Source organism: Cupriavidus sp. 05T313, assembly GCF_056396665.1.
In genome coordinates this window covers 1-10,799 of record NZ_JBFTLX010000242.1, presented here as the reverse complement: position 1 = coordinate 10,799, position 10,799 = coordinate 1, and the positions used below count along the sequence as shown (strand labels likewise).

Here is a 10,799-nt window from a genome sequence, read left to right as displayed (position 1 = left end):
CGTTTTTCGAGGCGAAATGCCGGTATAGCGACATCTTGGCCACGCCGGATTCTGCAATGATCTTGTCGATGCCGGTGGCGCGCAGGCCATCCTGGTAGAACAGGCGGGCCGCGGTATCCAGGATGCGCTCGCGGGCGGAAGGCGTGGCCATGGCTGAAAGTTTCCTTGGATGTGCAAAGTTGGGCGGATTATCCCTGATCAAGCTTCGGCCTGTCGCGTACGGCAAGCGCCGCCGCGGCAGGCCGTGCGCCTTACAAGCCGAGATCGCTCAGGCTCGGGTGATCGTCGGGGCGCCGGCCCAGGGGCCAGAAGAACTTGCGGTCGGCCTCCTTGATCGGCGCGTCGTTGATGCAGGCAAAACGCCGCTGCATCAGGCCGGCCTCGTTGAACTCCCAGTTCTCGTTGCCATAGGAGCGATACCAGTTGCCGGAATCATCGTGCCATTCGTAGGCAAAGCGCACTGCGATGCGGTTGCCGTCGAAGGCCCACAACTCCTTGATCAGGCGATAGTCCAGCTCCTTCTGCCATTTGCGCGTGAGCATGGCGACGATGGCCTCCCGGCCGTTGACGAACTCGGCACGGTTGCGCCAGGCGCTGTCGACGGTATAGGCGAGCGCCACGCGCTCGGGGTCGCGGCTGTTCCAGCCGTCTTCGGCGCCGCGCACTTTCTGGATGGCGGTTTCACGGGTGAACGGGGGCAAGGGGGGACGGACTTCGGGGTTGGACGACATCGGTTGCTCCTGGCTGTGAAAGAACCCGGCGGCCGGAATGGCAGCGACGGATTTTAGGAATCGGAAAGCGGGTCCGCAGCACATCCTTCACGGCCCGGCGGGTTCGCGCGACCCATCGGGAACGGATAGAATGATACAGACCTGTCTACATTATTTGTGTAGACAGGTCTGTCTGTCAAGGTGGATTTCACAGGCGTAAAAAAGCCGGCGATCAGCCGGCAGGGACCTCGGGCGGCAGCGCCTTCAGCGCTCAGCGCGGGCGCCGCATGTGGAACAGTGCCTCGGGCCCGATCTCGAAGTAATCGGCGGGGCCGCCACCGCGCAGGATCGGCCGGGCAGCGGCGGTGTCATAAATGCCGTCCTTCAGCAGTGCCTTGTCGACATGCACGCCCACCACCTCGCCCAGCACCAGCCAGGTCGGCACCTTCTCGCCGTTGACGCCTTCGAGCTGGATCAGTTGCGTGAGCCTGCATTCGAACGAGACCGGGCTTTCCGCCACGCGCGGCACGGCAATCGCGCGCGATGCCACGGGCGTGAGGCCGGACAGCACGAACTCGTCGACCTCCGGCGGCACGGCGGCGCAACTCGCGTTCATTGCCTCCGCCAGCGGCCGCGTGGCGAGGTTCCAGCAAAACTCGCCGGTCTGCTCGATATTGCGCACGCTGTCCTTGTAGCCAATGCTGGAAAAACCCACGATGGGCGGCGTGTAGTTGAAGGCGTTGAAAAAGCTATAGGGCGCCAGGTTGACAATGCCATCGGCACCGCGCGAGGAGATCCAGCCGATCGGTCGCGGCCCGACGATGGCATTGAAGGGATCGTGCGGCAGGCCATGCCCGTTGGCAGGCTCGTAGAAATAGGTATCGGCGGACACGAGGCGGGAGACTCAGGGAAACAGCGTTGAAAAACGGAGGCAGCGGCGCAGCCTCCTTCATCCAGGGGTTATCGGGCACCCGTGGGCGCCGGACAAGCTGACTGCGATGCTACCAGTTGCCGTGCACGCGCGTTCGGCGCGGCGCGATTGCCTCAGCGCCCTCCCGCGCCGGCGGCTGGCTCGTCATAAGCGTCCTGCGCCAGCAGCACCAGATCGGCGACGGCCTTGCCGCCCGCCGAAAGATGCGCGCGCATCGCGTCAGCCGCCGCGTCCGCGTCGCCCGCCAGCACCGCCGCCACGATCACGCCATGCTCCTGGAAGGAACTCGGCACGCGAGCGGGGTTGATGAGTCCGCGATGGCGCCAGTAGATCGCCAGCCGCCGCCGCAGCATGCGAATCTGCTCTGCGAGGTACGGGTTGGCTGTTGCCTGATAGAGCACATCGTGGAAATCGCGGTTGGCATCCACATAGCCCGGCGTATCGGCCGCCTCCACGAAGGCCCGGCAATGCTCGAACGCCGACGACAGCGCCGCCCTGCCCGCCTCGGTGATGCGCTGCGTTGCCAGCCGCGCCGCCACGCCCTCCATCTCGGCCAGCGTCTCGAACATCGCCACCAGTTCAGCCACGGTCGGCTTGTGCACGAAGATCCCCGCGCGCGGCACGATCGTCACCAGGCCTTGCGCCGCAAGCATCAGCAATGCCTCCCGCACCGGCGTACGCGAACTGTCGAATTGCTCGGCCAGCGCGCGCTCGTCCAGTTGCGATCCGGGCTTCAGTTTGCCGGCGTGAATTTCTTCCTCAATGGCCTCCCGGATCCGATCCTGGAGCGATTGCACGGGTAAACCTCGATTTGAAGGCTCTTTGGGCATATCTAAAATTATCTTCAATATATCTAAACATCAATCTCATATGCAAAAACACGGCGAACCCCGCCTCAGCATCGATGGAAGCGTTGCAACCATCACCTTCGAGCGTCCCGAAGTAGCGAACCGGCTAAGCCCGCGTGATTTGCAGGTACTTCGCGAGCATATCAACTCCGTCAATGCGATGGAGACTGTTTTGGTACTGCGCTTCACCGGCACCGGCAAGTATTTCTGCAGCGGCTACGACATCGGCGCGCTGGCCAATGCCGACGAGGCGGGGGCGCCGGCCTTCGGCGAGATGATCGACCTGATCGAAGCCGCTCGCCCGGTCACCATCGCGGCGGTCAACGGCGGCGTCTATGGCGGCGCCACGGATCTCTGCCTGGCCTGCGACTTCCGCGTGGGGGCACCCCACTGCGACATGTTCATGCCGGCGGCCAGGCTCGGCCTGCATTTCTACCGGGGCGGACTGGAGCGCTATGTCAGCCGCCTGGGCGTGGACACCGCCAAGCGCCTCTTCCTGACGGCCGACCGGCTCGATGCGGCTGAAATGCTCAAGGTGGGCTTCCTGACCGAGATCGTCGCGGCCGACGCCGACGCCCTCGCGCAGCGCGTGGATGCGCTCAGCGCCACGCTCGCCGGCATGGCACCCATCGCCCTGCTGGGGATGAAGCAGGCCCTGAACCAGATCGCGCGCGGCACGCTGGACACGGCCGCGCTGGAACGCGAGATCGCGCGGGCCGGAGAGTCGGCAGATCTACGCGAGGGCGCAGCCGCCTGGCGCGAGAAGCGCGCCGCGGTGTTCAGCGGCAGGTAGGCGCGCAGAGTCCGGCACGATCAACACAAAACACAGAATCAGGAGACAACGATGACCAAGCGACACCCAACCCTGCTGTTCCTGCTTGCATCCGCACTGGCCGGCCCCGCGCTGGCGGCGGACGCCTTCCCATCCAAGCCCATCCGCCTGGTGATCGGCTTCCCTGCCGGCGGCGGAGCCGACAATGTGGCGCGGCTGTATGGAGACGCCCTGTCGAAGGAACTGGGGCAGCCGGTCATCGTCGACAACAAGCCCGGCGCCGGCACCACCATTGCCGCCGAGACCGTGGCCAAAGCGCCCGCCGATGGCTACACGTTGTACATCGCCGGCGCCAGCTTGATGGGCGGCGACAAGGTGCTGTACAAGAACATTCGCTATGAGCCCACGGATTTCGCGCCCATCACGCGCCTGACGGTCTCGCCACTGCTGCTCGCGGCCAATAAGGCATCCGGGATCAGCAGCGTTGCCGACCTGGTGGCGAAAGCCCGCCAGCATCCCGGCACGCTCAACTACTCCTCTTCAGGCAACGGCGTGATCACGCATCTGGCCGGCGTGCAATTCASCAGGCTGGCGGATGTACAACTCACCCACGTGCCGTACAAGGGCGGCGCGCCCTCCGCGCAGGCGGTAGCCGGCGGCGACGCGCAACTCACCTTCGCCACGCCGGCCTCCGTGCAAGCCATGATCGACACCGGCAAGGTGATCGGCATCGCCGTGACTTCAGCCAGGCGTTCGACGGTGCTGCCGAACTACCCGACCATCGCCGAAGCCGGCATCAAGGGCTACGACGTGACCAACTGGTATGGCCTATTTGCCCCGGCGCAAACACCGCCCGCCGTGATCGAGAAACTCTTCGCCGCTTCGGCCAAGGCCCTGGCCAAGCCGGAATTGCGGGCGAGGCTGGCCGGCCGCGGCGAGGAAGTCTCGCCGTCCGCATCGCCCGCGGAGTTCCGCCAGTTCGCGCAGCGCGAAGGCAAGACCGTGGCAGACCTGACGCTGAGCAGCGGCGCCAGGATCGACTGAGCCGCACGCCCTCCCCCCACTCGTTCGATGTACCCGGGGCCTCCCGGCCCAAAAAGGATTTCCATGAATCGCAATGCCGCAGACCTCCCGCTCGCGGGCTACACCGTGGTGGACCTGACCCGCGTGCTGGCCGGTCCCTACTGCACCATGATGCTGGCCGACCTCGGCGCGCGCGTGATCAAGATCGAGAACCCGGCAGGCGGTGACGACTCCCGGCATGTAGGCCCGTTCGTGGATGGCGAGTCGGCGTACTTCGCCTCGGTCAACCGCAACAAGGAATCCATCGCGCTCGACCTGAAATCCCCGCGCGATCGCGAAGTGCTGGCGGCCATGATCGCCAGCGCCGACGTGCTGGTGGAAAATTTCCGCGCCGGCGTGATGGAAAAACTCGGCTTTACCTGGGAGGCCCTGCATGCGGCTAACCCGCGGCTGGTCTATGCCTCGATCTCGGGCTTCGGCCAGACCGGCCCATACCGCGACCGCCCCGCCTACGACATGGTGGTGCAGGCGATGGGCGGCCTGATGAGCGTGACCGGCCAGACCGGCGGCGACCCGGTGCGGGTCGGCGTATCCATCGGCGACCTGGGTGCCGGGCTGTATGCCGCCATCGGCATTCAGTCCGCGCTGCTCAAGCGCAGCCGCACAGGGCTTGGCGAGCGTGTCGATATCGGCATGCTCGACTGCCAGGTCGCGCTGCTGGAAAACGCCATCGCGCGCCACTCCGCCACCGGCGTCGTGCCCGCGCCGCTGGGCACGCGCCACCCCTCCATCACGCCGTTCGACATGTTCAAGACCGCCGATGGCTTCATCGTGATTGCGGCGGGCAACGACGCCCTGTTCCAGAAACTCTGCGCCGCGCTCGGCCTGCCGGAACTGGCTGCCGACCCGCGCTTTGCCACCGTGGTGGCGCGCAACCAGCACCACGCCGAACTCAAGACTTGCATGGAAGCGCGCCTGGCCAATGCGGACAGCGCCACCTGGTCGGCCACGCTGGAAGGCGCCGGCGTGCCGCACGGCCCGCTGCAAAGCGTGGCCGACATCGTGCAGGACCCACACGTGCAAGCGCGCGGCATGCTGCTGCAAGCCAGCATCGGCGAGGACCGCCCGATCACCCTGGCCGGCAACCCGATCAAGATCGGCAGCCAGGCAGGCGCGAGCCGCTTCCGGCACTCGCCCAGGCTGGACGAGCATCGTGCAAGCCTGCTGGAGGAGTTTGGCCAGCATGTCGAGGTAGGCTGAAACGCGATCTGCTTCAAAGCGTTCAATGCCTTGGCTCAAGTTCGAGCCGGTTGTCCGTGACGGCGAGCTTCACCGGATCGCCCTTCTTCCATCGCGCCTTCGGAATCACCAGTTGCCATTCGGCGCTCGACTGCTCACGGAAAAACGCGACGACGCCGACGTATTGCGCATCGTCAGCCATCGGCTCGGACAGGCTGACCGTTGCGGCGGGGCCAAGCGTCACTTCCGTGCGGCCGAGGCTATCCGTTTTCAGCGGGTCGCCGGCACCTTCTAGCAGTTGCGCGTAGGTGGCCGTTTCAAACGCCTTGGAGTCCTTCAACTGATAGATACGCAGCACGACCGGCAACGACACGCCGCGCTCATCCTGATTCAGCGCGCTGCGGCTCACGATCACGAGGTTCATCTGCTTGACCTTCGCGACGAAAACCGCGCTCGTAGCCGCCGCTGTCGTGTCCTTGACCGACTGCCAGGCACCGCAGCCGGCTAGCAGCGTGACCATCCCTGCCAGCCCCAGGGAGGCCGCTGATCGCCACACCCAGCGAAATGTCGCATACATCACGTACGTCGCGTGTTTCACTGCCATCAGAACCCCGATCCGGTGAATTCGGTGGCGGGATAGCCCGTCTGCTTGCCGTTCGCGACCAGCACGAGCCGCACCGAATAGTGAAGACTGGCGTAGCGCCCGACGAAGTGACTCAGCACGTCCCCAAACAGCACCACGTCGCCTGGGCCAGCGAAGGCCGCCGGATCAATCTCCACATGAATGGCGAACTCCCGCAGCATGCCCTGTTTCCGCAGGACGCCCTGTTGCTCAAGCCTGACGCGCCGGATCGCCGCGATGCGCTTCGCGTTGTCGTCCAGCCCGGTCCAGTCGTACAGGGCAAGCACGCCGCGCAGCACATCCGTGTCCAGTGTGTTGAACTCGTGACCGGAGAAGTGCGACATGACCTGCCACGGGTATTGCCTGCCTCTCGGCGGATAGAGCGGCAACGTGGGCTGCGTCAGGTTGCGAACGCTGCCGACGTCCCCCGCGCTCGATGCGAGCGCGGTGATCGTCGACTCGCGCAGCGCCATGCGCGGCAACGTGCCGTTGTTCGCCAGCACGCGCACTTTCACGTGCGTATCGGGCGGGCTGCCGGGGGCGTCCCCGAGTTTGTCCCATACGTGGCCGCCCAGCGTGATCCACATCTGGCGGCCACCGGTCACACCAAAGCCCAGCGACGCATGGAAGTACCGTTCGGGCGCCTCGTGCCGCAGCATGCCACCGCGGTGCTGGAATGTCTTGAAGGGCCGGTAGGCGTGCTGCTCCGCACTGTTCAGGTCGGTAGCGGCAACCGACAGCGCATCGTAGGGTTCGATGTGCGCGCCGTCGGCGTCCGGCGCGCGCACCAGGTAGTCGCGATCATGCGCGTTGGGCTGCAGCGGCTGCGCATCGATCTCGAACAGGTTGATCACCGGTGTGCAGAAGAGCCGGAGGTTGCTGGTGCCAAACGCTACGTCGCCGGCGAGCGGCCCGTTGAGCAGGACCTCGAATTCGACACGCGTTTCGCCCGGAGGCACGCTCGCCGCATCGAAGCCGCACAGGTCCACGAAATGGAATTTCTCGGGGAACGTGAAGTACTCGAGCATCGTCTGCTCCCGATCCAGCTCCCGGTTGCGCCGCTCGTGGTCAGACGGCCAGAGCCGCGTCTCAGGACCGAAGCCCGCCACCTCGATCGTCATGCGCGGCAGTGGCTGCGGGCGCCCATCATGGACCCGCGCCATGCGCACTGCAATCGCGTCGACCTGGCGCGTCAACGCCGCATATAACGCCGAGGCGGTTGGCCGGTCGCCATGCAGGTACAAGCGGATGCGCGCCAGGTCATCGAGCGGGCGCTGGTCGAAATGCAGCAATTCGAACGCGATGCGGATCACCGTGCGGCCGTCGGCGCGCACCGCAGGGGCCGCCTCCACCAGCTCGAGCGGCAGCAGGCGCACGGGCTGGGTGGTGCGGTACGCGCACACAGTGCCCTCGGGGCCGACCGGGCTGGAGCGCACCTGAGAGCCCGCGGGCAGCGTGCCGAGCACGCGTGCCTCGCCCGCGCGCGRCACGCATTCGAGGATCGCCAGCGACGGAATCGTGCGCCCGGCGTGCGGCCACAGGTTGTCGATCAGCGGGTCGGTGATTTCCGGCAGCGCGTCATCGAGCTTCGCGCGCATCCGCGCCATCAGGAACGCAAAGCCCTGGTAGAGCTGTTCCACGCTGTCTTCGCGCTCACCCAGGCTCGTCAGGCCCAGCCGGCGCGCCGCATTGGGCTGCGCCGCGGCGAACTCCCTGCTCGCCTCGCGCAGATAGCGCATCTCGGCGTCGTAATATTTCAGCAGCGGATTGTCTTCGTCACTCATGGTGTCATCTCCGGTCGCAATGGAGGCAGAACCGGCGCCGTCCCGGCCTTGGCGACGATAAAGACGCGCTCGGGCATCCTGAAGTCGCGCAGCTTGAGCAGATCCAGCGGACCCGCGCCAACCTGCGTGCGCAGCACGTAGCGCAGCGGCTCACCGTCCGTATCTTTGTCCAACGCCTTCCACGTGAGTGCATAGCGCGTGCTGTCGAGCGGCTGGACCTCGGCCTTCGCCAGCAGGCGCAGGAAGGCCCAGTCGCCGGTCGACTCGAACGCCTGGCGCGTGCCGGCATTGACCGACTGCCACGTCAAGCCCGCGTGGCCGTTCAGGCCATTGCCGGGCCACGCGAGCGGCGTATACGCTTCGCGCTGATTGAAGTAGACGATCTGCTTGCCGTCGACGGACAGCGCCGAACGCGTGACGTTCGGGGTCGGCAATGCCATGATCTCGAAGCGGTATCCCGCATCGCCCTGCACGTACATCTGGGCACCAAGCGTGGACAACTGCCGGATCGCGGCGAGGAACGCGGGATCGAACTGCAACGCCTGCGGCGCCAGTTCATTGGGCACCCACTGGTCGCCTTGCGGCTTGAGCACGCCGGCCAGTTGCGTCGTGACGAAGCGCGCGATCAGTCCCGTGTCGAACCGCACGTAGCGCCCCAGCTCGGCGAACGACGCATCGGCATTCGTATCGAAGAACGGATAGCGGCCGCTGAAGGTGGTCGCAAACGGTGCAGCGACGCTCACGCGCCACGCCTCGTTCAGGCTCGCGGCGGCCGGCTGCAGGATCGTCTGCCAGGCCGTGTCGAGCGGTCRCGCAAACAGCGCGTCGCCAAAGCCCGACCACTGCGTGCCCAGGCTCGCGGCGGTGAGCGCTGCGTCATCCTGTGCCTGTGCGAGTTCCGAGAGCTTCCCCTGGAACACGGCCTGCGCGAGCGAGCGGGCCATCACCTGCGCATCGGGACTCGCCGCCACCTGCTGGAGCTTCAGGCGCATCGTGGTGGCGACCGTCAGGTAGCGCGCGAGGCTCACCCCGTTCAGCGTCGTGGCGGCACTGGCGGCATTCCCGCCGTGACCATCTCCGCTGCCAGCGCTAGCGCTGCCGCCACCGTCGCCCATCAGCGCGAGCAGCGGCCCGAATGGCTTGTCCAGAGGATGGACTGCGGCGGCCTGGGCCTTGTCGTCGCTGCCGATCAGGCTTTGCGCCTTGCGCACCAGTGTGTCGGCCAGCGCCTGCTGCGGACGACCCGCCTGTGCCTGATACTGCACGGACCGCATCAGCGCGATCAGCGGTGACGTCTGCGCGTCCGTCAGCCGAGTGAGCTGGTCGATCGCATCGTTCAGGTTCGCCGCCTGCTGCCACTGGATGCTGTTGAGCATGCCCTGCCATGCGGCCGTGTACTCCGCAAAATAGCGCTCGGTCAGCCGCGCCTTGAGATCGTCGGTGGCGCGTTGCTCCTGCCGTGCGCTCGTCATTACGGCCCCTTGCGCGACGGTCGCCGCCACCGACTGTGCCGCGCCCCCGTTCGCCAGCACCCAGTCGCCATGCACGCGCCGTTCGCGAGCGGCCTTGTCGATCGACTCGGCGATCATGCCGTCCCACGCCGCGCGCGTAAAGACGCCCGGCACCGTGCGCGTCGTGGTGAAGAGCCCACGCGCGTCTGCGCCACCGAGCAGCGTCGCGAGCGATGCATCCGCGTACTTGCCCCGCACGTCATCCAGCACGTTCTGGTAGACCGTGTCGTCGGCGTTCGCGAGGCCGATCTGGTTGACGAGTGTGTTGCGCGCCTCGGCCACGAGGGTATCGGACGCGTTGATGCGCCATTCCGGGTGCGCCTTCAGGTGGGCTGCGTAGAAGCTGGCGAGCCGCTGCGACGTGTCCAGCCACTCGCCGGCCGGCATCACAGCCGGTGCGGGCCATGCGGAGACGATCAACCCGGTCAGGAACGCGGGATCGGTGCGGCGCGGTTCCGCCAGCATCAGGTACCCCTTGAGCGCGTCATAGCCGCGCCGCTGCGCGTCGTGACTCTGCAACGCATCGGCGCGCGTCTGCGCGAGATCGGTGAGCGTGGCCCGCAGGGTCTGCAAGACCGGGCGCTGCAGGTTGCGCTCGGCGACCGTCCTGTACGACTGCCACAGCTCGTCGAGCATCGCGTCATTGCGGTTCAGGCCCGCACGCAGATGCCACGGCGCGCCATGCTGCTGCCGATACTCCAGCATCTCAATGCGCTGCTGCAGCGCGAGTTGCGCGCGCAGGGCAGCCGGGCTGCCGGGCGCGGCCGCAACGGCTGCGTCGGCTGCATCGGCGCTCGCCCGCGCCTGCCGGATGCCTTGCAGGTTGCCGGCAAACGAGATTGTCATCGCCACGCACCAGCCGATCGCTGCCACGGTGACAAGCGCGGCGAGCGCGTTCGGCCAGTAAAAGCCGATGCGCCTGCCTCGATGCCGGCGCAGGCTGCGGCCAATCTCCTGCCACGTGGGCAGTAGCGAGGCCGGCTGCTCACGCAGCGCCATGCTGGAGACGTCGGGCCGGGCTACTTCAGCCGACGCGGCCATGGCCGGCGTCAGAACCGGTACTGCAACCGGCTGGCTCGCGGCAAACACCGGCGCGAACATCACGCCTTGCAGCGGTGCGCGAAGCCACTTCGAGGCCATCAACGTATCCCAACTGGCCACGATCCGCTCGCGTTGCCCGCCAATGTACTGCGATACCTGCGCGAGGTACGGCATGCGCGTCGACTCGTGGCACAGTGGCACGCCAATCGTCCCCGTGCGCTGTTCAAGCATCGTAAGCTGGTCGTTCAGTGCATTGGCAGGCCCCGGAGCACGACGGTGGCATGAACCCGTCAGGAAGGCGCCGATGGCCTGGAACGT

Annotated in this window: 10 protein-coding genes; 3 read left to right on the top strand and 7 right to left on the bottom strand. The window is 66.5% G+C overall.

The features are described 5' to 3' along the window. From AC1DKD_RS33730 to AC1DKD_RS33715, 4 genes are all read right to left on the bottom strand, one after another. Positions 1-151: TetR/AcrR family transcriptional regulator (locus tag AC1DKD_RS33730; protein WP_477144228.1), on the bottom strand; the 151-nt coding region annotated here is incomplete at its 3' end. Between the two features lie 100 nt (positions 152-251). Beyond that, entirely contained in the window at positions 252-731 is a 480-nt protein-coding gene (locus AC1DKD_RS33725) for a nuclear transport factor 2 family protein (protein WP_045236768.1), read from the bottom strand. 250 nt (positions 732-981) lie between these two features. Next, a complete protein-coding gene (locus AC1DKD_RS33720; protein ID WP_441632779.1) occupies positions 982-1,602 on the bottom strand; it encodes a flavin reductase family protein in 621 nt (206 codons plus the stop codon). Positions 1,603-1,754: 152 nt separating this feature from the next. Then, positions 1,755-2,438, bottom strand: a complete 684-nt coding sequence (locus AC1DKD_RS33715) for a GntR family transcriptional regulator (protein ID WP_441632781.1) — start codon at positions 2,436-2,438, stop codon at positions 1,755-1,757. A gap of 73 nt (positions 2,439-2,511) precedes the next feature. Here AC1DKD_RS33715 and AC1DKD_RS33710 point away from each other — a divergent pair, with 73 nt between their 5' ends. The 3 genes from AC1DKD_RS33710 to AC1DKD_RS33700 all read left to right on the top strand — a co-directional run bounded on the left by AC1DKD_RS33710 (position 2,512) and on the right by AC1DKD_RS33700 (position 5,544). Beyond that, positions 2,512-3,282 carry an enoyl-CoA hydratase/isomerase family protein gene (locus tag AC1DKD_RS33710; RefSeq protein WP_441632783.1) on the top strand — a complete coding sequence of 257 codons (771 nt, stop codon included), beginning with the start codon at positions 2,512-2,514 and terminating at the stop codon, positions 3,280-3,282. A 51-nt stretch (positions 3,283-3,333) separates the two neighbouring features. Next, positions 3,334-4,305, top strand: coding sequence for a tripartite tricarboxylate transporter substrate binding protein (locus tag AC1DKD_RS33705; protein ID WP_477144227.1), 972 nt, complete (start codon positions 3,334-3,336; stop codon positions 4,303-4,305). 63 nt (positions 4,306-4,368) lie between these two features. Next, positions 4,369-5,544 (top strand): CaiB/BaiF CoA transferase family protein, encoded by a 1,176-nt coding sequence (locus AC1DKD_RS33700; protein WP_441632787.1) that lies wholly within the window; start codon positions 4,369-4,371, stop codon positions 5,542-5,544. A 22-nt stretch (positions 5,545-5,566) separates the two neighbouring features. On the opposite strand, the gene tssJ is transcribed toward AC1DKD_RS33700, so the two are convergent. From tssJ to AC1DKD_RS33685, 3 genes are all read right to left on the bottom strand, one after another. After that, positions 5,567-6,127 (bottom strand): type VI secretion system lipoprotein TssJ, encoded by a 561-nt coding sequence (gene tssJ / locus AC1DKD_RS33695; protein ID WP_441632789.1) that lies wholly within the window; start codon positions 6,125-6,127, stop codon positions 5,567-5,569. Beyond that, complete coding sequence (gene tssF / locus AC1DKD_RS33690; protein WP_477144226.1) at positions 6,127-7,929, bottom strand: type VI secretion system baseplate subunit TssF; 1,803 nt, start codon at positions 7,927-7,929, stop codon at positions 6,127-6,129. The genes tssJ and tssF overlap by 1 nt, the downstream gene beginning before the upstream one ends. Continuing rightward, on the bottom strand, positions 7,926-10,799 hold a 2,874-nt coding region (locus tag AC1DKD_RS33685; RefSeq protein ID WP_477144225.1), incomplete at its 5' end, for an ImcF-related family protein. The genes tssF and AC1DKD_RS33685, both read right to left, overlap by 4 nt.

Coding starts and splice junctions, on each gene's coding strand:
- AC1DKD_RS33725 (WP_045236768.1), bottom strand. CDS start 731: ATGTCGTCCAACCCCGAAGTCCGTCCCCCCTTGCCCCCGTTCACCCGT.
- AC1DKD_RS33710 (WP_441632783.1), top strand. CDS start 2,512: ATGCAAAAACACGGCGAACCCCGCCTCAGCATCGATGGAAGCGTTGCA.
- AC1DKD_RS33700 (WP_441632787.1), top strand. CDS start 4,369: ATGAATCGCAATGCCGCAGACCTCCCGCTCGCGGGCTACACCGTGGTG.
- tssJ (WP_441632789.1), bottom strand. CDS start 6,127: ATGGCAGTGAAACACGCGACGTACGTGATGTATGCGACATTTCGCTGG.